The 20,296-nt window shown below is 70.0% G+C and carries 23 protein-coding genes; 9 read left to right on the top strand and 14 right to left on the bottom strand.

Translation table 11 applies throughout. The annotated features are described in order from the left end of the window. Nucleotides 1–14 precede the first annotated feature (14 nt). Nucleotides 15–1,523: a glycerol-3-phosphate dehydrogenase/oxidase gene (locus EGT67_RS09710; protein WP_127915859.1), complete on the bottom strand. Its 1,509-nt coding sequence runs from the start codon at nucleotides 1,521–1,523 to the stop codon at nucleotides 15–17. 25 nt (nucleotides 1,524–1,548) lie between these two features. After that, nucleotides 1,549–2,136: a TetR/AcrR family transcriptional regulator gene (locus EGT67_RS09715; RefSeq protein WP_127915860.1), complete on the bottom strand. Its 588-nt coding sequence runs from the start codon at nucleotides 2,134–2,136 to the stop codon at nucleotides 1,549–1,551. A gap of 68 nt (nucleotides 2,137–2,204) precedes the next feature. Here EGT67_RS09715 and EGT67_RS09720 point away from each other — a divergent pair, with 68 nt between their 5' ends. Continuing rightward, complete coding sequence (locus tag EGT67_RS09720; protein WP_421958114.1) at nucleotides 2,205–3,785, top strand: FAD-binding oxidoreductase; 1,581 nt, start codon at nucleotides 2,205–2,207, stop codon at nucleotides 3,783–3,785. Next, the gene (locus tag EGT67_RS09725) at nucleotides 3,782–4,672 is read left to right on the top strand and encodes a diacylglycerol kinase (RefSeq protein WP_127915862.1); all 891 of its coding nucleotides are present in this window, start codon (nucleotides 3,782–3,784) and stop codon (nucleotides 4,670–4,672) included. Before EGT67_RS09720 ends, EGT67_RS09725 begins: the two co-directional genes overlap by 4 nt. 14 nt (nucleotides 4,673–4,686) lie before the next feature. Here the strand turns inward: EGT67_RS09725 and EGT67_RS09730 are convergent, their stop codons facing one another. Both EGT67_RS09730 and EGT67_RS09735 read right to left on the bottom strand, forming a co-directional pair. Beyond that, nucleotides 4,687–5,400 (bottom strand): PIG-L deacetylase family protein, encoded by a 714-nt coding sequence (locus tag EGT67_RS09730; protein WP_127915863.1) that lies wholly within the window; start codon nucleotides 5,398–5,400, stop codon nucleotides 4,687–4,689. 4 nt (nucleotides 5,401–5,404) lie between these two features. After that, a complete protein-coding gene (locus EGT67_RS09735) occupies nucleotides 5,405–6,625 on the bottom strand; it encodes an MFS transporter (protein ID WP_127915864.1) in 1,221 nt (406 codons plus the stop codon). An 87-nt stretch (nucleotides 6,626–6,712) separates the two neighbouring features. Here EGT67_RS09735 and EGT67_RS09740 point away from each other — a divergent pair, with 87 nt between their 5' ends. Continuing rightward, the gene (locus tag EGT67_RS09740; protein WP_127915865.1) at nucleotides 6,713–7,594 is read left to right on the top strand and encodes a LysR family transcriptional regulator; all 882 of its coding nucleotides are present in this window, start codon (nucleotides 6,713–6,715) and stop codon (nucleotides 7,592–7,594) included. Between the two features lie 6 nt (nucleotides 7,595–7,600). On the opposite strand, the gene EGT67_RS25050 is transcribed toward EGT67_RS09740, so the two are convergent. Beyond that, nucleotides 7,601–7,777, bottom strand: a complete 177-nt coding sequence (locus EGT67_RS25050) for a hypothetical protein (protein WP_164877520.1) — start codon at nucleotides 7,775–7,777, stop codon at nucleotides 7,601–7,603. 231 nt (nucleotides 7,778–8,008) lie between these two features. On the opposite strand from EGT67_RS25050, the gene EGT67_RS09745 reads away from it, so the two are divergent. The 3 genes from EGT67_RS09745 to EGT67_RS09755 are packed head-to-tail and all read left to right on the top strand — an operon-like array spanning nucleotide 8,009 to nucleotide 9,918. Further along, the gene (locus tag EGT67_RS09745; RefSeq protein WP_127915866.1) at nucleotides 8,009–8,620 is read left to right on the top strand and encodes a biotin transporter BioY; all 612 of its coding nucleotides are present in this window, start codon (nucleotides 8,009–8,011) and stop codon (nucleotides 8,618–8,620) included. Nucleotides 8,621–8,635: 15 nt separating this feature from the next. Then, the gene (locus EGT67_RS09750) at nucleotides 8,636–9,316 is read left to right on the top strand and encodes an energy-coupling factor ABC transporter ATP-binding protein (RefSeq protein ID WP_127915867.1); all 681 of its coding nucleotides are present in this window, start codon (nucleotides 8,636–8,638) and stop codon (nucleotides 9,314–9,316) included. Next, a complete protein-coding gene (locus EGT67_RS09755; protein WP_127915868.1) occupies nucleotides 9,313–9,918 on the top strand; it encodes an energy-coupling factor transporter transmembrane component T family protein in 606 nt (201 codons plus the stop codon). The genes EGT67_RS09750 and EGT67_RS09755 overlap by 4 nt, the downstream gene beginning before the upstream one ends. Before the next feature lie 3 nt (nucleotides 9,919–9,921). On the opposite strand, the gene pspM is transcribed toward EGT67_RS09755, so the two are convergent. The 5 genes from pspM to pgsA form a co-directional block, all read right to left on the bottom strand. Further along, the gene (pspM, locus tag EGT67_RS09760) at nucleotides 9,922–10,692 is read right to left on the bottom strand and encodes a phage shock envelope stress response protein PspM (protein WP_127916062.1); all 771 of its coding nucleotides are present in this window, start codon (nucleotides 10,690–10,692) and stop codon (nucleotides 9,922–9,924) included. 126 nt (nucleotides 10,693–10,818) lie between these two features. Further along, nucleotides 10,819–11,643: a PspA/IM30 family protein gene (locus tag EGT67_RS09765; RefSeq protein ID WP_127915869.1), complete on the bottom strand. Its 825-nt coding sequence runs from the start codon at nucleotides 11,641–11,643 to the stop codon at nucleotides 10,819–10,821. Nucleotides 11,644–11,827: 184 nt separating this feature from the next. Next, nucleotides 11,828–12,202, bottom strand: a complete 375-nt coding sequence (locus tag EGT67_RS09770) for a helix-turn-helix domain-containing protein (RefSeq protein WP_127915870.1) — start codon at nucleotides 12,200–12,202, stop codon at nucleotides 11,828–11,830. A 73-nt stretch (nucleotides 12,203–12,275) separates the two neighbouring features. After that, nucleotides 12,276–12,764, bottom strand: coding sequence for a CinA family protein (locus EGT67_RS09775; protein ID WP_127915871.1), 489 nt, complete (start codon nucleotides 12,762–12,764; stop codon nucleotides 12,276–12,278). Then, nucleotides 12,761–13,396: a CDP-diacylglycerol--glycerol-3-phosphate 3-phosphatidyltransferase gene (gene pgsA, locus EGT67_RS09780; protein WP_127915872.1), complete on the bottom strand. Its 636-nt coding sequence runs from the start codon at nucleotides 13,394–13,396 to the stop codon at nucleotides 12,761–12,763. Before pgsA ends, EGT67_RS09775 begins: the two co-directional genes overlap by 4 nt. Nucleotides 13,397–13,564: 168 nt before the next feature. Between pgsA and EGT67_RS09785 the strand changes: the two genes are divergently transcribed. Together EGT67_RS09785 and EGT67_RS09790 are read left to right on the top strand one after the other, a co-directional pair. Then, nucleotides 13,565–14,053: an amino-acid N-acetyltransferase gene (locus EGT67_RS09785; protein ID WP_127916063.1), complete on the top strand. Its 489-nt coding sequence runs from the start codon at nucleotides 13,565–13,567 to the stop codon at nucleotides 14,051–14,053. Between the two features lie 29 nt (nucleotides 14,054–14,082). Continuing rightward, entirely contained in the window at nucleotides 14,083–14,367 is a 285-nt protein-coding gene (locus EGT67_RS09790; protein ID WP_127915873.1) for a YciI family protein, read from the top strand. 63 nt (nucleotides 14,368–14,430) lie between these two features. Here EGT67_RS09790 and EGT67_RS09795 read toward each other — a convergent pair whose 3' ends face one another. The 3 genes from EGT67_RS09795 to EGT67_RS09810 form a co-directional block, all read right to left on the bottom strand. Next, the gene (locus EGT67_RS09795; RefSeq protein WP_127915874.1) at nucleotides 14,431–15,459 is read right to left on the bottom strand and encodes a TerC family protein; all 1,029 of its coding nucleotides are present in this window, start codon (nucleotides 15,457–15,459) and stop codon (nucleotides 14,431–14,433) included. 216 nt (nucleotides 15,460–15,675) lie between these two features. Continuing rightward, the gene (locus EGT67_RS09800; RefSeq protein ID WP_206612335.1) at nucleotides 15,676–18,432 is read right to left on the bottom strand and encodes an FtsK/SpoIIIE family DNA translocase; all 2,757 of its coding nucleotides are present in this window, start codon (nucleotides 18,430–18,432) and stop codon (nucleotides 15,676–15,678) included. Between the two features lie 96 nt (nucleotides 18,433–18,528). Next, nucleotides 18,529–19,152 carry a TIGR03085 family metal-binding protein gene (locus EGT67_RS09810; protein ID WP_127915876.1) on the bottom strand — a complete coding sequence of 208 codons (624 nt, stop codon included), beginning with the start codon at nucleotides 19,150–19,152 and terminating at the stop codon, nucleotides 18,529–18,531. A gap of 97 nt (nucleotides 19,153–19,249) precedes the next feature. Here EGT67_RS09810 and EGT67_RS09815 point away from each other — a divergent pair, with 97 nt between their 5' ends. Then, the gene (locus tag EGT67_RS09815; protein WP_127915877.1) at nucleotides 19,250–19,681 is read left to right on the top strand and encodes a pyridoxamine 5'-phosphate oxidase family protein; all 432 of its coding nucleotides are present in this window, start codon (nucleotides 19,250–19,252) and stop codon (nucleotides 19,679–19,681) included. Between the two features lie 3 nt (nucleotides 19,682–19,684). On the opposite strand, the gene EGT67_RS09820 is transcribed toward EGT67_RS09815, so the two are convergent. Beyond that, a complete protein-coding gene (locus EGT67_RS09820; RefSeq protein WP_127915878.1) occupies nucleotides 19,685–20,254 on the bottom strand; it encodes a DnaJ family domain-containing protein in 570 nt (189 codons plus the stop codon). Nucleotides 20,255–20,296 lie beyond the last annotated feature (42 nt).

Here is a 20,296-nt window from a genome sequence, read left to right on the forward strand (position 1 = left end):
CCGCACGCGCACGATCAGCGCGCGCTCAACGCCCGCTCCGCCGCCGGCAGCGCCCGCTCCCGATCACCGGGGACGAGACCGATCCGGGTACGCCGGTCCAGGAGGTCGCCGGCATCGAGCGCCCCTTCGTGGCTGACGGCGAACGCCAGTTCGGCGTGGGTGAGGTCGATACCGTCGGCGATCGGCGTCAGTTCACCGGCCGCGGCGACGAGTCCGGCCTCGCCGCCGTACCGCGCGACCAGTGCCGGCGGCAGGTTCCGCGGCGCCGTCCGCGTTCCTCCCACCGCGGGCAGGTCGGTCGTCACGCACGGACGGGCGGTGAGCCCGCCGGCCGCGACCGCGGCGTCGACCGCGTCCTGCGCCATCTTCCGGTACGTCGTGAGCTTGCCGCCCACGACGCTCACGACACCGTTCGACGAGCGCAGCACCGCGTGGTTGCGGGAGAGGTCCGCGGTCTTTCCCTCACCCGAGTCGAGCAGCGGGCGCAGCCCCGCGAACGTGCCGAGCACGTCGGCGCGGGTGAGCGGCGTCGCGAGCGCGGTGTTGACGGTGTCGAGCAGGAAGTCGATCTCGCCGTCCGACGCCACCGGCACGTCCGGCACCGAGTCGACGGCCTCGTCGGTCAGCCCCAGGTAGACCCGGCCGAGCTGGGCGGGAAGCGCGAACACGAAGCGGTTGGTCTCCCCCGGGATCGGCACGGTCAGCGCCGCGGTCGGGTTGCCGAGCAGTTCCGCGGGCAGCACCAGGTGGGTGCCGCGGCTGGGCTTGAGCCGGATGTCCGGGTCCACCTGGTCGGCCCAGACGCCGGCCGCGTTCACGACGGCACGGGCGCGGATCGTCATCTCCTCGCCGGTCAGCTCGTCGCGCAAGCGGGCCGAGTCACCGGTCACGTCGTAGGCGCCGACACGGGTCAGCACGGTCGCGCCGTGCGCGGCGGCCGTGCGTGCCAGTGCCACGACCAGGCGCGCGTCGTCGACGAGCTGCCCGTCGTACGCGAGCAGGCCGCCGCGCAGCCCCTCCCTGCGGACCGCGGGCGCGAGTTGCGCGGCCTTGTCCGCCCCGACCCGCCGCGACCGTGGCAGCACCGATGACGGCGTCCGCGCCGTCAGGCGCAGCGCGTCACCCGCCAGGAAACCAGTCCGGACCAGCGTCTTCTCGAACATTCCCACCGACGGGAGCAGCGGCACCAGCTGTGGCATGGCGCGAACGAGGTGCGGGGCCGTGCGGGTCATGAGGATGCCGCGTTCGACGGCGCTCTCCCGCGCGATCCCGACATTGCCCGACGCAAGGTAGCGCAGCCCACCGTGGGCCAACTTGGAGCTCCAGCGGCTGGTTCCGAACGCGAGGTCGTGCTTGTCGACGAGGACCGTCCGCAGGCCGCGGGACGCCGCGTCGAGGGCCGTTCCGACTCCAGTGATGCCGCCACCGATCACGAGTAGGTCGACGGTACCGCCGTCACCGAGGGCCGAGAGCTCACGGCCGCGACGGTCCGCGTTGAGCGCCGACTGCGGATTGTCCTGCACTGTTCCTCCTGGAATGGGTTGCTGGTCAGCGGGGCGCGAGGTAGGAGTCGACGGCGATCTCCAACTCGGCGGTGAGTTCGGCCGCGGGGAGCACCTCGGCGACCATGACAGACGACTGGACGGCCGACTGGGCGATCAGCAGCACCATCGCCGCGAGGTGCGTGGGGTCCCCGGCCCGGATCGATCCGTCACGCTGCCCGGCCGCGACCGCCAGCGCCACACGCTCCACGATCACCCGCTGGCTCGTGCCGAGCCGGTCGACGATGTAGGTCATGAGCAGGTCCGGGTCCGATCGCAGGATCTTCACGAACAGTGGGTGCTCGCGCATCCCGGTCGCGACGTCGACCGCCGCCCGCACCAGCTGGGCACGTGCCGGTTCGTCGCCGTCCATGTCGGGAATCGCGACACGGATCTCGCGCGTCAGCAGGTCGGCGACCACGGCCCGGGTGTCGGGCCAGCGCCGGTAGACGGTGGGCCGGCTCACCCCTGCACGGCGCGCGACCTCGGCGAGCGTCGTGCGCCGCAGCCCGAAGTCGAGCACGCACGAGCGTGTCGCGTCGAGGATCAGGTCGTCGACGGTGGGCGAATCGGAAACATCGTTACGGATAGACATCGTGTGTAACACTGTAACGCATGTCCGAAGCATTCGTGCCCGAGTTCCCCGCCGCCGAAGCTCCCACCATGGAGTGGGACGCCTGGGGCGTCGCGGAGTCCCGCCGCCATCTGTCGCCCCAGGTCAAGTCCCTCCTCCAGCAGGCACTCGGAGTGTCCGCCGAGCAGTCCCCGCCGCCCACCGAAGCCGACGCGATCGTCCGCGAGACCGCGCTCGGCACCCCGCTCGTCCACGCCCTCGAGGACCTCCTCGGGCCCGACAACGTGCGCACCGACACCGCGACGCGACTGCGACACGCCGGCGGCAAGAGCACCCCGGACCTGTTGCGCCGCAAGTCCACCGGCGAGCAGGATGCGCCCGACGCGGTGCTGCTGCCCGGCTCGCACGACGAGGTGCTGGCGCTGCTGCGCTTCTGCACGGCCGAGGGCATCGCCGTGGTGCCGTTCGGCGGCGGCACCACCGTCGTCGGCGGCGTCGATCCCGCGCGCGGCCGCTTCGGTTCCGTCGTCGCGCTCGACCTGCGCCGACTCGACGCCCTCGTCGACCTCGATCCGATCTCCGGTGTCGCGACGCTCCAGGCCGGTGTGACCGGCCCCCAGGCCGAGCAGCTTCTCGGCGCGCACGGCTTCTCGTTGGGACACTTCCCGCAGAGCTTCCAGTTCGCCACCATCGGCGGGTTCGCCGCCACCCGGTCGTCGGGCCAGGCGTCCGCCGGCTACGGCCGCTTCGACGACATGGTGGAGTGGCTGCGCGTCGCGACCCCGTCGGGCACTCTCGAACTCGGCCGCGGTCCCGCGTCCGCCGCCGGGCCGGACCTGCGCGAGCTGTTCGTCGGCTCCGAGGGCACGCTCGGCATCATCACCGAGGTGGGCCTGCGGGTGCACCCGGTCCCCGAGCACACCGCGTACCAGGCATGGTCGTTCCCCGACTTCGAGACCGGCGCCGCCGCCCTGCGCGCGGTGGCGCAGTCCGGGTCCGCCCCCACCGTCATGCGACTGTCCGACGAGGCCGAGACCGGCATCAACCTGGCCCTCGCCGGCGACATCGGCGGCGACAGCCCCACGTCCGGGTGCCTGGCGATCACGACGTTCGAGGGCACCGACGCCCACGTCCGGGCGCGCTACGCGGAGGCCACCGCACTGCTCGCCGCGGCGGGAGGCACCGCCCTGGGCGAGGGACCGGCGCAGTCGTGGGAACACGGCCGCTTCGACGCCCCCTATCTGCGCGACGCCCTGCTGAACACCGGCGCGATCGCCGAGACGCTCGAAACCGCCACGCGTTGGTCCAATCTGGCGAACCTGCGGACCGCCGTGACCACCGCTCTGACCGAATCACTTGGCGCCCAGGGCACTCCGGCGCTCGTGATGTGCCACATCTCGCACACGTATCAGACGGGTGCGTCGCTGTACTTCACGGTCGTGTGCGCGCAGGCCGCGGATCCGTTGTCGCAGTGGGCCGCCGCCAAGCGAGCCGCAGGTGACGCGATCGTTGCCGCCGGCGGCACCATCACCCACCACCACGCGGTCGGCCGCGACCACCGCCCGTGGATGGCGAACGAGGTGGGCGAGCTCGGGGCGCAGGTCCTGCGCGCGGTCAAGGACGCAATCGACCCCTCCGGAATCCTCAACCCTGGCAAGCTGATCCCATGACGAGGTCGGTTACCGTCCTGACGAATCCCACGGCCGGTGGCGGTCACGCCCCGTGGGCGGCTGCGGCGGCCGTCACCCGCCTGCGGGAGCTCGGTGTCACAGTCACCGAGATCGAGGGCCGGACCGCCGACGAGGCCCTCGAACTCGCACGCAAGGCCGTCGCCGCGGGCACCGATGCGCTCGTCGCGGCCGGTGGCGACGGTCTCGTCAGCATCGCGTGGCAGGCATTGGCGCAGACCGGAACTCCACTCGGCATCATTCCCGGGGGCACCGGCAACGACCATGCCCGGCTGTTCCACATCCCGGTCGACAACGCGGTCACGGCCGCCGACATCATCGCCGACGGGGAAGTCGCCACCATCGACCTGGCGAAGGTCGGGGACCGCTGGTTCGGCACCGTGCTGTCGAGCGGGTTCGATGCCCTCGTCACCGACCGCGCCAACCGGATGCGCTGGCCCCGGGGTCCGATGCGCTACAACCTCGCGATGCTGGTCGAGCTGGCGCAGCTGAAGCCGATCCCCTACCGGATCGTCCTCGACGACCGCACCGTCGAACTCGACGCGACGATGGTGTCGGTGGGCAACGGCACCTCCTACGGGGGCGGCATGCTCATCACCCCGAACGCGGTGCTCGACGACGGGCTGCTCGACGTCACGGTCGTGAAGTCCGGCGGTCGCCTCAGGCTGGTCCGCCTGTTCCCCACCGTCTACAAGGGCACCCACGTGGAGCTCGACGACGTCGAGACGTACCGCACCCGCAAGCTCCGGCTCGAGACCGGCACCCCGGTGACCTCGTATGCCGACGGCGAATTCGTCGCGCAGCTGCCGATCGACATCGAGGCGGTGCCGGGTGCGGGCCGCGTCATCGTCGGCGCACCGCTGCGGTAGCGACCCGGTCGCGGTCAGCCGCCGTAGACGAACAGCTCGAAGCCGACCGCGCGCTCGGCGTCGAATCCAGGCTTGGGCCCGGTGGACATCTCGATCTGCCGGGCCGCCTGGTCCAGGACGGGCTCGTCGCTGAGCGCCTCCAGATAGGCGCGGTGCTCGCACAGCGACGTCACCGCCCGTTCGACCGTCGCGGTGACGTCGACGGCGTGCGTGCTCCCGAGCATCACGTTGACCGCAGCCCAGCGCACCCCCGCCCACGGCGGTTCGGTGAGTTCCGGGAAGATCCACTCGTTCGCGGCGTCGGCTACGGCATCGAGGACCGCGAGCCCGACGGCTCTGTGATCGGCGCTGTTGAGGAAGCCGGGACCCCACGTCTCGCGGTGGTTCGCGGTGACGACCATCTCGGGGTTATGGGCACGGATCACCCGCGCGAGATCCATACGCAGCTGGGGTCCGTACTCGATCCGACCGTCGGGATAGCCGAGGAACTCGACCTCCGTCACCCCCACGACGGCGGCCGAGCGCCGTTCCTCCTCCTCACGCAGCGGACCGCATTGTCCGGGATGCAGTCCCGCGATCCCCGCCTCGCCGCTCGTCACCAGGACGTACCGGATGTCCTTGCCCTGATCGGTCCACCGCGCCACCGCGGCTGCGGCCCCGTACTCGATGTCGTCGGGGTGGGCGACGATCACCAGCCCGCGCTGCCAGTCCTCGGGAATCGGCTCCATGACGTCAGCATGCCCCTGCAGCCGCGGTCTCGCGCGCCGAAACTCGGATATCGAGCCACCACACGAGCAGCACCCCGAGCGACAAGGCCGCACCCGCCCAGCACACACCGGCCCAGCCGTGGGTGGCCCACACCAGCGAACCCAGCGCCGATCCGGCGGCGCCACCGACGAAGTATCCGGTCATGTACACCGCTGTGACCCTCGAGCGCGCCTGCGGCGCAAGCGCGTAGATGACACCCTGGTTGCTCACGTGCACGCACTTGAGCGCGACGTCGGAGACCAGGACCGCGAGGACGAACGCGATCAGGCTGCTCGCGCCGAGCCCGAACAGCGCCCAGGACGCCAGCAGTACGAGCGCCCCGACGCCTGCGGTGGCCCGCGCCAGGCCCCGGTCGGCGAGGCGTCCCGCGACGTTGGCCATGACGGCGCCGGCGACACCCGCGAGACCGACCAGACCGATCGCGACGTCGTCCAGGTTGAACGGCTCGGCCGCGAGCACGAACGCCATCGCGGCGAAGACGGTGCTGGCGGCGGCGAAGCTGAGTGCGCTCATCGCCGTCGCGGTGCGCAGTCGCGGGTGGTCGCGCAGCAGCGTCCCCATCGAGGCGAGGATCGCGCCGTAGCCGAGACCGTGCCGATCGCGTGAACTCGGCAGGGCACGCCACAGGACGACGGCGATCAGGATCATCGCGATCGCGTTGAGGCGGTACACGGTCTGCCACCCACCGAGCGGGGTGAGCAGGCCGGCGACGCTGCGGGCCAGCAGGATGCCGACCATGAGGCCGCTCATCACCGTGCCGACGGCCGTCGCTGCCCGGCCCGGTTCGGCCAGGGCGGCCGCGAACGGGACCAGCACCTGCGCGGCCACCGAGAACAGGCCGGCCATCGCGGTGCCGACCATGAGCCACCCGATCGACGGTGCGACACCGCACACGCCCTGCCCGACCGCGGCGAGCACCATCAGCCCGACGCTGAGCACCCGCCGGTCGACGAGGTCACCGAGCGGGACGAGGAACATCAGGCCGAGGCCGTAGAACACCTGCGACACGGTGACCGTCACCGCGGCCGTCGACTGGTCCACCCCGAGGGCGGTCGCGATCGAGTCCAGGAGCGGCTGGTTGAAGTAGTTGCCGCCCACGCACAGGCCCGTCGCGACGGCCATGACGAGCAGGAGACCCGGCGACAGGGCCGGGCGAGAGGGAATTCGGGTTTCGGTGACACTCACACCGAGAATTCTTTACCCCCACTAATCATCTGTCTAACATCTGAATCAGATCACACTGATCTCGATTGACGATGATCGGAGGCCCCGATGGAACTGCGACAACTGCGCTACGCGCTCGCCGTGGCCGAGGAACGGCACTTCACACGGGCCGCCGACCGCCTGCACGTCGCCCAGTCCGCGCTCAGCCACCAGGTCCGGCAACTCGAGCACGAACTCGGCACTCCCCTGTTCACTCGGACCAACCGCCGCGTCGAACTCACCGACGCCGGCGAGGCGTTCGTCCTCCATGCCCGTGAAGTCCTCGCCGCCACCGACCGACTGCGCGGGGAAGTGTCCGCGAGTGGGCGCACGGTCACCGGCACCCTCCGGATCGGCACGATCACGACGCTCACCCAGATCGACCTCGCCGCACTGGTCCGGGCGTTCCTCGACACCCACCCCGGCGTGGACGTGCACGTCACGTCGTCGATGAGCGAATCGATCGTCGAGCAGGTCGAGAACGGGGATCTCGACCTCGGGTTCATCGGCCTGTGGCACACCCGCCCCCGAGCCGACCTGACGGCCCGCGTCCTCGGCACCGAGCAACTCGTCGCCGTCGTCGGGCGCGACCACCCGTGGGCCGGACGCGGCACGGTCACGCTGCGCGACCTCGCGGACGTCCCCACCGTCGACTTCCCCGAGGGAACCGGCGCCCGGCGCCAGAGCGACGACGCCTTCGCCATGGCGGGTCTGCCGCGAACGGTCGTCGCCCGGGCCGGGTCGGCGACCCTCGTCGCCGCACTCGCGGCCGCCGGCGTCGGCGTCGGATTCCTGCCCGAATCCGACGCCGTAACCCGTCCCGAACTGCACCTGCTCCGGATCGCCGACGCGCCCATCCGGACAGTGCACATGATCAGCAAGCCGACCCTGCTGACACCGCCGGGGCGCGCGTTCGCCGACCTCGTCGACCGACACCTGAGCGACGCCTAGCGAGCGCTACAGCCGGGGCTTGTCGGCCGAGTCGGAACTGCCCGACATGGCCTTCAACAGCATGTAGACGCCGAAGACGATCGCGCTCACCGCCAGGATCCAGAACAGCCCCTTCACCACGGCCCCGATCAGCGCGAACGCGATCCAGATCAGCGCCACGATGCCGACAATCTTCCAGAACACGATGTGCCTCCTGCTTGATCCTCACCGTCGATCCTACGATCGCGGCCCCTCGATCGTGGCATGCGGGGACCCGGAAATCACCAGCTCAGCGGCAAGATCAGGGAAAGATGGGGGTTCACCCTGACAACCCCGGACCGGCCTGGGATGCGCTCCCGCAGGCCGGTTGACATAAGCTCGGCGGGTTGGACAGATCCGCCCCGTTCGCGAACACACGAGGAGAAGTCGAAAGTCGTGCCGCCGACATCACCCACGGGCACTCCCCGCAACACCGCTCGTGATCTTGCACAGATCGCCGTCTTCGCCGCCCTCATCATCGCGTTGGGGCTTCCCGGCACGATCAACATCGGCGGTTCCGCCGTCCCGATCACGCTGCAGACCCTCGGCGTCATGCTCGCCGGCGCCCTCCTCGGGCCCCGCAAGGGCACCCTCGCGGTCCTCACCGTGATCGTCCTCGGACTGGCACTGCCGGTCCTTGCCGGCGGCCGCACGTCGCTGGTGTCGCTGTCGAGCCCCACCGCCGGCTTCCTCATCGGCTGGGTGCCGGCCGTCGCGGTCATCGGCTGGCTCAGCTACCGCATGCTGCCCAAGTACAACCTGTTCGCCGGCATCGCGATCAACCTGCTCGGCGGCATCGTGGTGCTGTACGTGTTCGGTATCGCCGGCATGCTGCTCAAGACCGACATGACGGTGTCCGCGGCCTTCGCGGCCAACCTCACCTTCCTGCCCGGCGACGTCATCAAGGCGGTCGTCGCCGCCGGCGTCGCCGCCGAGGTGCACCGCGCCTACCCGGCGCTCGCAGCGTCCCGCGTTCCGACCGTGCCGGTCCGGGCCGACGCCGCGTAGTCACACCCCGGCACGATGAGCGAGATCCGGTTCGAGTCCGTCCACCACGCGTACGGTGAGCGCACGGTGCTCGCCGGCATCGATCTCACGCTCACCGAGGCACGCGTCGGGATCATCGGCGCCAACGGCAGCGGCAAATCCACGCTGGCGCGGATGATCAACGGACTCGTCACCCCGACCTCCGGGGCTGTGACCGTGGACGGCGTCGACACCGCCCGCAAGGGTCGGCAGGTGCGGCGCAAGGTCGGGTTCGTCTTCACTGACCCGGATCACCAGATCGTCATGCCGACGGTGTCGGAGGACATCGCCTTCTCGCTGCGCCGCAGCTCACTGAGCAAGAGCGAACGCGCCGACCGGGTCGCGCAGGTGCTCGCCGACTTCGGGCTGGCCGGACACGCCGACCACCCCACCCACCTGCTCTCCGGCGGCCAGAAGCAGCTGCTGGCGCTCGCCGCGGTCATGGTCACCGAACCGGACGTCATCGTCGCCGACGAGCCCACCACGCTCCTGGACCTGCGCAACGCGCGGTTGATGCGCTCGACACTGGCTGGTCTGCGACAGCAGCTCGTCGTCGTGACCCACCACCTCGATCTGCTCGACGACTTCGATCGCGTGATCGTGATCGACGGCGGCCGCGTCGCCGCCGACGGCGCCCCGGCGGACGCGATAGCGCACTATCGCGAGCTGATCGGATGACGACGCTCGGCCTCTACACCCCCGGCACCTCGCTGCTGCACCGGATGTCGCCGGGACCGAAACTGATCGCGATGGTGCTCGCCATCCTGGCGGTGACCATCCTGGTGCGCCAGCCGTGGCAGCTGATCCCCGCCGTCGTCGCGGTCGCCGCGTGCTACGCCGTCTCCCGTATTCCGGCACGAGTCGCGTTGGCGCAGCTGCGTCCGCTGCTGTGGGCGCTGCTGCTCGTCGCGGCGTTCCAGGTCGTCTTCACCGGTTGGGCGCGGGCGCTGGTGGTGTGCGGCACGATCCTGCTCGCCGTCGCACTCGCCGCGCTCGTCACGCTGACCACGCGGGTGACCGACATGCTCGACACGATCAGCCGGGCGCTGCGGCCGCTGCGGCACGTGGGGGTGAACCCCGACCGCGCGGGTCTCGTGCTGGCGATGACGCTGCGCTGCATTCCGCTGCTCACCGGCATCGTGCAGCAGGTGTCCGACGCCCGCAAGGCCCGAGGTCTCGGGTTCTCGCTGCGCGCGCTCGCGGTTCCGGTGGTGGTGTCGGCGCTGATGACCGCCGAGGCGATGGGCGACGCGCTCGCCGCCCGCGGCGTCGACGACTGAGTTTCAGGGGCGGAAGCGGCGGTCGATCTCGTCGACCTCGCCGAGCGCGTCGGCCCAGCCCTCGAGCCGGTCGGACGCCGACAGCAGCTCCTCCCGCTGCTGCCCGAGCAGCGTGTACGACGACGATTGCGCCGGCGCGGTCATCTTGGCCGCCGCCGTGACGAGACCCTCGTACTGCGCGACGCCGACGTCCAATTGGCCGACCGCCGAGCGAATCGAGCGTTCGAGGTGGGTCGCGGCAGCGGCGGTTCCCCGCCCGGCGCTCTCCATCGCGACGACGTCGGCGGCGACGACCCGCAAGGCCGCGGACGCGGCTCGGGCGGTTTCGCCGGTGTGATCGAGTTCCTCGACGTCGACGACGGTGGACCTGCTGAGCACACCGAGCAGCTGCTGCAGGCTGTTCTCGGCGCTCGCCAGGCGCTCCATCGGTGCGCGCGCCGCCGAGCCGCTCGGCGGCAGCGGCCGCCGCGACGCCGCCGGGGCCGGCAGCGGGGTCGCCGTCAGTTGACGGTAGGTACCGACCGCGACCACCGCGGGGATCGCGAACAGGGCCGCAGCACCCCCGGTCGCGACCATCGTCCAATCGGGGGCCGACGCGGCGGCCAGTGACGCGGCGCCCACGACGCTCGCCCCCGACGCGATCCCGAAGCGGGTGGCGCGCTTGCGGGCGCGGCGCCGCTTGCGGAGCATCCGTTCACGCGGGTCGGACCAGCGCCGCATCGTGTCGGCGACGGTCCCGCCGACCTCACGCAGCACGCTCTGCGCGCTGTCCATCGCCGCGGACGCGCTCGAGGCGAGACCGGAGTCACCGAAGACAGAGGCGGCCGACCGGGACTGCTTCCCGGACCGGCCGCCTCTCGTGCTGCTCATCGCACCGTTTTCGTGTCGACGTGCGGTTCGTTACTGCGCGGCGGTCTCGCCGTTGGACGACGTCGCCGGCGGCTCGACGGCCGCGGCGGGCTTGGCCGGGGCGGTGGCGCTGTTGCCGGACGGCAGGGCGTCGCCCTTCATCGAGGCGCGGATCTGCTCGAGGCGGCTGTGGCCCGCCATCTGCACGCTCGCCTGCTGGACCTCCATCATGCGGCCCTGAACCGAGTTCTGGGCGAGCTCGGCGGCACCGAGTGCATTCGCGTAGCGCTGCTCGATCTTCTCGCGGACCGCGTCGAGGCTGGGCGTGTTGCCCGGCGCCGAGAGCGTCTGGTCCATCGAGCGCAGCGAGTCCGAGACACGCTCCTGCATCTTCGCCTGCTCGAGCTGGCTCAGCAGCTTGGTGCGCTCGGCCACCTTCGCCTGCAGCGTCATCGCGTTCTGCTCGACGGCCTTCTTGGCCTGCGCCGCCGCCTGCAGGGCCTGGTCGTGCAGCACCTTCAGGTCCTCGACAGACTGCTCCGCCGTCACCAGCTGCGCGGCGAAGGCCTCCGCCGCGTTGGTGTACTGGGTGGCCTTCTCCACGTCACCAGCGGTGGCGGCCTGATCGGCGAGCGTGACAGCCTGGCGCGCGTTGGCGTTGAGCTTCTCGACCTCGTCCAGCTGGCGGCTGAGCTTCATCTCGAGCTGACGCTGGTTACCGATGACCGACGCAGCCTGCTGGGACAGGGCCTGGTGCTGACGCTGAGCGTCCTCGATCGCCTGCTGAATCTGAACCTTGGGGTCGGCCTTCTCATCAATCTTGGAATTGAAGAGCGCCATCAGGTACTTCCATCCCTTGACGAAAGGATTAGCCATGGGTTGATCCTGCCTCCATCTGCTGCGCCGCGCGATGCGCGACCCGATGCGCGACCGTCACGCACCGAAATCGGGTTTCTGCCCTACCTGCTCGCCCGATCACGAATTTCACCGATCGGCATGTTCGGTGCACCCGAGATCGTTTCTTTCGAATCTATCGGTTTCCGTGGACCGCCGACACCGCTTACGCAGCAGCCAGCGCCCGCGCGGTGGGCGCCGGGATCACGACCCGAGTGTCCTGCGCGATACGTCCACTCACCGGCTGGGCGCCGGCACCGACGTTCTCACGATCTGCAGTGCCTCGCGACCCGACAGCCGGCACGGCGCCGACGGCCAGCGTCTCGCTCACGTCGACCAGCACATCGGACAACGGGACCTCGAGCGCGTCGCAGATCGCAGCCAACAACTCGCTCGACGCTTCCTTGCGCCCGCGTTCGATCTCGGACAGGTAGCCGAGACTCACCCGTGCGCTGTTCGACACCTCTCGCAGGGTTCGGCTCTGCGAAACGCGGGTGCGCCGAAGACTGTCACCGATTGCCTCACGCAATAGCAGCGCCATCTCGCTCCTCCTTCATCCGAAACCCCACTCGTGATTACAAACGCACGAGTGCATGTTCTTGGTTCCCGAAACCCTATCGCGACAGACGTTCGAGCAAACTCGACACCGCCGCGTGAACGCTTCCGAGTCGAATTTCCCATCGATCGCCGCGCAGTTCCAGGGCCGTGACCTCGGTGCCGTCCGGGCCGGACACGCCCAGGTACACCGTCCCGGGAGGATGCCCGTCCTGCGAGTCCGGTCCGGCCACACCGGTCAGCCCGACACCCCAGTCCGCGACGCACCGGCGCGTCGCGCCCTCCGCGAGCTGCGCGGCGGTGCGACGCGCCACCGGCCCGTCCTCGGCCAGGACGTCGGCGTCGACGTCGGCGAGGGTGCCCTTGAGGTCGGTCGCGTAGACGATCAACCCACCGCGCAGCACGGCGCTGGCGCCTGGCACGCCGGCCAGCGTCGCCGCCAGCAGACCCGCGGTGAGCGATTCGGCTGTCGCGATCGTCTCACCACGACGAATCAGCGCCTCGATGACTTCACCGGCGGGTGCCGCATCCGTCAACGGGTCGGTCATGCGCCCGCGCGCTTCACACCGGCCCGGAGCCGGATCGCCTGGACGACGTAGTCCAGGCCGGTCGCGACCGTGAGAACGACCGCGAGACCCATCAGGGTGGCACTGAACGGCGCGAATCCGTCCGGGAGCGGGATCAGGTACAGCCCGATGGCCAGCGACTGGACCAGCGTCTTGAGCTTGCCGCCGCGTCCCGCGGGAATCACGCCGTGCCGGAGCACCGCGAACCGCATCAGTGTGATGCCCAGTTCGCGCGCCGCGATGATGCCGGTCACCCACCACGACAGATCCCCGAGCATCGACAACCCGACCAGGGCGGCGCCGATGAGCGCCTTGTCCGCGATCGGGTCGGCCATCTTCCCGAAATCGGTGACGAGGCCGTGTTTGCGGGCCAACTGCCCGTCGATGCGGTCGGTGACCGCCGCGACCGCGAATATCGACGCGGCGGCGATCCGCCAACCGGTGGAGTGTCCGCCGTCGGCGAACAGCGCGACGAGGAACACCGGCACCAACACGATACGCAGCACCGTGAGGATGTTGGCGATGTTGACCAGCGGAACAGGGGTGTGGGGCGCGACACCGTCGGCCGGACGGGCGTCAGGAGCGGCGCTGACGTCGCGGCGCGGCGTGCTCATGACCGGACCGATCCGACGGTTCGCCCAGGCACACCCGAGACGAACGGGACGTGGCGTGGGGCGATGGATCGGGGCGGCACACTGCTCACAATATCGGTTGAGCCTATGACTACTGTGCACCACATGACATCTGGGACTCCGACAGCCGGAAGGAACGAGGCCGAAGGGATGAAGGTGCGCCGCGCGCGTACCTCGGACGTACCGGAAATCAAGCGCCTGATCGACATCTACGCCGGAAAAATCCTGCTCGAGAAGAACCTCGTGACGCTGTACGAGGCGGTGCAGGAGTTCTGGGTCGTCGAGGAGGCCGGCGCCGTGATCGGCTGCGGGGCGATGCACGTCCTGTGGTCCGACCTGGGCGAGGTCCGCACGGTCGCGGTGGACCCGCAGGTGAAGGGCCGCGGCGCCGGCCATCTCGTCGTCGCGAAGCTCGTCGAGGTGGCCCGCGAACTCGAACTCGAGCGGCTGTTCGTCCTCACCTTCGAGGTGCCCTTCTTCGCCAAGCACGGTTTCGCCGAGATCGAGGGCACGCCCGTCACCGCGGAGGTGTACGCCGAGATGTGCCGTTCCTACGACACCGGCGTCGCCGAGTTCCTCGACCTGAGCTACGTCAAGCCGAATACGCTGGGTAATACCCGTATGCTGCTGACGCTCTGACGCCTTCCAGAACCCGGGATCGAGGAATCATGCCGCTCTTCGCCGTCCAGTACACCTACGCTCCCGAGAAGTCCGCTCTGCGCGACGACCACCGGACCGACCACCGGGCGTGGCTCGCCGATCTGGTCCGCCGCGGCGTGGTGCACTCGTCCGGCCCGTTCGCCGACGGCAGCGGCGCGTTGATGATGGTGGAGGCGGACACCGCCGCCGACGTGGAGGACCTGTTCGATCAGGATCCGTTCGCGAAGCGCGACCTCGTGGAGCACCGCACCGTCCGCGAATGGATCCCGGTCTTCGGGGTGTTCGTCAGGTAGACCAGGCACGCGGAACCCGCGGCACCGACGTGACGTCGGGGCCGTGGGTTCCGCTGCTTTCGCCTACTTCTTCTGCGCGACGGCCGCGTCGTCGGCGGCCTCGCCGGAGCCCTTCTCGACGGGCCCGTTGCGGGTCTTGATCAGGCTCGCGACCGCGGTCACCACGAGGACGCCGATGATCACACTCAGCGACATCACCGTCGAGATCTCGGGCACCGCGACGTGCTCGCCGCCGTTGATGAAGGGCAGCGTGTTCTCGTGCAGTGCGTGCAGCACGAGCTTCACGCCGATGAACGCCAGGATGATCGACAGCCCGTACGACAGGTAGACCAGGCGCTCGAGCAGCCCGCCGATGAGGAAGAACAGCTGACGCAGACCCATCAGCGCGAACGCGTTGGCGGTGAACACCAGGTACGGCTCCTGCGTGAGGCCGTAGATCGCGGGGATCGAGTCGAGCGCGAACAGCACGTCGGTGAAGCCGATGACGACCAGCGCCAGCAGCAGCGGCGTGACCATCCGCTTGCCGTCGACCTTGGTGATCAGCTTGTCGCCGTCGTACTCCTCGGTCGTGGGCAGGACGCGCTTGACCATCCGGACCAGCTTGTTCTCACGGTCCTGCTCGGCCTCCGGTCCGTGGCCGGCGTCCTTGATCAGCTTGGCCGCGGTGTAGATGAGGAACGCGCCGAACAGGTAGAACACCCAGCTGTAGGTGTTGATCGCCGCAGCACCGACCGCGATGAAGGCACCACGCATCACGAGCGCCAGCACGATGCCGATCAGCAGCACCTTCTGCTGGTATTCGCGGGGCACGGAGAACGTCGACATGACGATCACGAAGACGAACAGGTTGTCGACCGAGAGTGCCTTCTCGGTGACGAAGCCGGCGAAGTACTCGCCGCCGAACGTGGTTCCCCAGACCGCCATCACGAAGATGCCGAAGACGATCGCCAGACCGATGTAGACCGCAGACCAGAACGCCGATTCGCGGAAGGTCGGGGCGTGCGGGGTACGCACGTGCGCGAAGAAGTCGAAGATGAAGAGTCCGAGAATCACCAGGCAGGTGATGATCCAGACGAGCGGGGATACGTGCATCAGCGATAGACCTCCGGTAGGTACGACTCACCACCGGAGGTCTCTCCCACCGATCCGACGGCGCGTGCGCCGCGGCGGATCAGCCGACAGAACCGGAGCGGCAACGGTGCCGCTCGTGTTGACGAGTCTGTCGCAGGATCGGGGATACTCCCCTCCAAAAGTGCTTCCCATTCAACCACAGGTAGCCCTCGCCGCCCGAAAACGCTGGACGAACGGTCAGTCCGCGCTCTCGGCCGCGTTCGGGTCGCCGCCCCGGATCGACCACAGCAGCCCGTCGAGCTCGTCGGGCTTGACCAGCACCTCACGCGCCTTCGAACCCTCGCTGGGCCCGACGATCTCCCGCGTCTCCATCAGGTCCATCAGGCGCCCGGCCTTGGCGAACCCGACGCGCAGCTTACGCTGGAGCATCGACGTCGAGCCGAACTGGCTCGACACCACCAGTTCCACCGCCTGCAGGAACACGTCCATGTCGTCGCCGATGTCGGGGTCGACGTCCTTCTTCTCCCCCGCCTTCGCCGCCGTGACGCCCTCGGTGTACTCGGGTTCGGCCTGGTTCTTGGTGAAGTCGACGACGGCCGCGATCTCTTCGTCGGTGATGAAGGCGCCCTGCATGCGGATCGGCTTGCCCGCACCCATCGGCAGGAACAGCCCGTCACCCATGCCGATGAGCTTCTCGGCGCCCGGCTGGTCGAGGATGACCCGGGAGTCGGTCAGCGACGACGTCGCGAAGGCCAGACGCGACGGCACGTTGGTCTTGATCAGGCCGGTGACCACGTCGACGGACGGGCGCTGTGTCGCGAGCACGAGGTGGATGCCGGCGGCTCGCGCCTTCTGCGTGATCCGGACGATCGCCTCCTCGACGTCGCGGGGCGCGGTCATCATCAGATCGGCGAGCTCGTCGACGATCGCGAGGATGTACGGGTACGGCTTGTAGACCCGCTCGCTGCCCAGCGGTGCCGTGATGTCGCCGGACTTGACCTTCGCGTTGAAGTCGTCGATGTGGCGGACCCGGCTGGCCTGCATGTCCTGGTAGCGCTGCTCCATCTCCTCGACCAGCCAGGCGAGGGCCGCGGCAGCCTTCTTGGGCTGCGTGATGATCGGCGTGATCAGGTGCGGGATGCCCTCGTACGGCGTGAGCTCGACCATCTTGGGGTCGATGAGGATCATCCGGACCTCGTCCGGGGTCGCGCGGGTGAGGAGCGAGACCAGCATCGAGTTGACGAAGCTCGACTTACCGGAACCGGTGGAACCGGCGACCAGCAGGTGCGGCATCTTCGCCAGGTTGGCGCTGACGAAGTCGCCCTCGATGTCCTTGCCGAGACCGATCAGCAGCGGGTGGTGATCCTTGCGAGTCGACGGCGCCACGAGAACGTCCGACAGGCGCACCATCTCGCGGTCCGAGTTGGGCACCTCGATGCCGACCGCGGACTTGCCGGGGATGGGCGCCAGCAGGCGCACGTTGTCCGTCGCGACCGCGTACGCGATGTTGCGGGCCAGCGCGGTGATCTTCTCCACCTTGACGCCCGGGCCGAGTTCCACCTCGTAGCGGGTCACCGTCGGACCGCGGGTGTAGCCGGTCACCGCCGCATCGATCTTGAACTGCTGCAGGACCTCGGTGATCGCCTCGATCATCGCGTCGTTGGCCTTGCTGCCGAGCTTCGGCGGATCGCCCTCGACCAGCAGCGACAACGGCGGCAGCGCGTAGTCGCCCTCCACGACCCGGTCGGGGACGAAGGCGTCCTCGTCGGCGGGCGGGGCCGGCTCCGGCGCGGGCGTCGGCGCGACGCGCGCCCGCGGCTTCGGACGGACGGGCGCGGCAGGTTCCGGTTCCGGAGTGGGCTCGGGTTCGGGTTCCGGCGGTGCCGGGGCGTGGTCGGGATCGCCCGGATCCCACAGCCCGAGCACCTCGGTGGCCGTGTCGACGTGAACCTCGTCGGTCGGGTAGTTCTGCTCCGGTGTGCCGCGCCGACCGCGGGGCGTGCGCCGCGCAGGCCGGGCCGGGGCGGCGCCCTCGCTCGGGTAGCCGTCCGCGTCGAACAGGGTCGGGTCGTAGTCGTCGGATCCGTAGTCGTCGTGGTCGTCGTGGAAGTCGGGGTCGTCGGCGTGGTCGTACGCGTAGTCGTCGTCGTACGGGGTGCCGAACCAGGACCGCAGCCGGTCGGGCACCTCGCGCACCGTGGTCCCGGTCAGCAGCAGGATGCCGAAGAACATCGCCAGGAGCAGCAGCGGAACCGACAGCCATTCCGTCACGCCGTCGGTGAGCGGACCGGCGACGATGTACCCGACGACACCGGCGCCCGAGGGCCACCCGTTCGAGGTGGCCGGTGAACCGGACGCGATGTGCCACAGGCCGACGGCGGGCAGCCCGACGAGCAGGGAACCGAGGATCAGGCGAGGCCGGATCTCGGGTTTGGGTTCGGTCCGCATCAGCACGACCGCGATCGCGACGCCCAGGATCGGCAGCACCGCCGCCACGGCACCGACGACGGCGCGCACCGCCGACTCGATCCACTCCCCCACTGGGCCGCCGGCAGAGAACCACATGCCGCCGGCGATCACGACGCTGACGGCGATCAGCCCGAGGGCGATGCCGTCGCGTCGGTGGCCGTGCTCGATGTCGGCGGCCTTGCCCATCGTCCGTGTGGTGGCGCCCACACCCTTGGCGACCATCGACCAGCCGGCGCCGATGCCCCGGCCGACCGAGGCCAGCGTGCCGGCGCCGCGCGAGGACTTGGCCGCGGGGCGACGCCCGCCTGCTCCACCGCGGGCGGCCGGCTTCCGGGCCGCCGACCCGCGGGTCGATGCCGATTTGCGCTGGCCTGCCGGTTTCCGGGTGCTCGACGTGGACGCGCCGCGCCCCGAGGACCGGTTTCCCGACGTAGAGGAGCCCCGCGCGGCAGAGGTCGAGCGCGCACGGGTCTTCGACGTGGATGCTGTCGAACTCGATCCGCGGGCGCTCGTCTTCCCTGCCATACAGGCCAGGTTAGTCGCTACGGCCCCATCCGGACCATCCGCAACACACGTCCCACCCGTTCACCTGCCGGAATCGCTGCCCCGACGACGCCCCCGTCACATGCTGCGGTCGAGGGCGGTGACCGCCGCCACGTTCGCGGCGGACCCGTCGAACTCGACGCGGGCCTCGTCGCGACCGAACGCATGCAGCAGCAGTTCGCCCGGTTCGCCGCGCAACGTGACCGAGTCCGACCCCGCCTTGCGCACCGTCGCACGCTTGCCGTCAGGGCGTTCGAGCACGACGGTGACCGGGGACTTGCGGTAACCGCGCCGCCCGACACCGGTCGCGACGCTCCACAGCTTGTCCTGCATGCCGTCCGGCAGCGCGCGCACCGTCCAGTCGGGCCGGGCCCGTCGCACGTCCTCGTGGTGGACGAACATCTCCGCGAGGTTCGTCTGCTCGTCGACCAGTCGGAACGGCGACCACAGCGGCGGACCGGAGCGCACGTCCTCGAGCAGCGCGTTCCACTCCTTGCGGGCGATTCCACGCTGGACGCGTTCGGTGCGACCGGCCAGTGCCGGCACCAGGATTCCCGGCGACGCATCCAGTCGACGCTCGCGCAGCACCAGGTGCGCGGCGAGATCGCGTGCGGTCCAGTCGCCGCACAGGGTCGGCGCGTCCGGGCCGGTGGCGCGCATGGTGTCGACCAGAGCGTGGCGTTCGTCACGGGCGTAAGGCACACCACACCGTAACCGGATCTCGACTCGAACGCGCGAACTCGCCGTCCGCGACTTCTACCGTGGGAAGGCGGGACCGGACGCGCGAGAGGAGCGACGAATGTCGAAGACCACGATGTCCGACAACGAGCGGGAGGAATTCCTCGCGGACCTGCACGTCGGGGTGATCGCCGCCGAACGCGACGGCCGCGCCCCGCTGGCGGTGCCGATCTGGTACCACTACCTCCCCGGCGGCGAGATCCTGGTGTGGACCGAACGCGGCACCGTCAAGGAGCGACTGATCCGCGCCAGCGGACGCTTCAGCCTGTGCGCGCAGCAGGAGGCGCCGCCCTACCGGTACGTGAGCGTGGAGGGTCCGGCGACGTTCCAGGACGAGGTCACCCCCGCCGATATCCGACCGCTGGTGCGACGGTACCTGCCCGACGCCGAGGCGGAAGCGTTCATCGGCGAGTCGTTCAACGACAGGGCCGTCGTGATCCGGATGCGCCCGGAGCGGTGGTTCACGGTCGACTACGGGAAGCTGGAATCCTGACGGTCACGCGTCGGAACGCCGCCGCCGGAACGGCCACGCGAGCCGGCGACGGTGGCCGAAACGAGCTTTGCCCCTGCGGATCTCGGCGTAGCCCGCCTCGGCGAGCGCGGCACTGGCCTGTGCCCGCCGAGCCCTGCGCTGCTCCTCGTCGACGACGCCGACGTCGCCCGCCGGTGCAGCGGCACGACCGGCGCGCCACTGGTCGACCACCTCGTCGGCGTCGACCCGGCGGACCGGCACCTGCGGACCCGACGGGTTGCGCAGCCACACCGCGATCCGCCGGTTGATCCGCGCCACCTCGTCGCGAACCTCACGCTCGCTGCGCGCGGTGCGCACGACCTCGGGGAGCCGTTCGATGTCCTTGCGCAGCCGCAGCGGTTCGGGCAGCAGGTCGTCGGCGGACAACCCCTCGCGTCGGAGGTAGCCGCGCACCCACCAGTCGTCGCCCCCGCCGGCGGGAATCGGCTTACCGGCCCCGTCCAGGTTCTCGAACTCGCCGCGCTCGTATGCGCCGCGGATCTGGGTTTCGACCCACGACTCGAACGTAGCGCGCAGCGGCTTGCGCTCGGTCATGACGGGACATCCTCCTCACCCGTCGTGTGCGACCGCCCCGGT

The organism is Prescottella agglutinans (genome assembly GCF_004011865.1).
In the GTDB taxonomy this organism is placed as follows: Bacteria; Actinomycetota; Actinomycetes; order Mycobacteriales; family Mycobacteriaceae; genus Prescottella; species Prescottella agglutinans.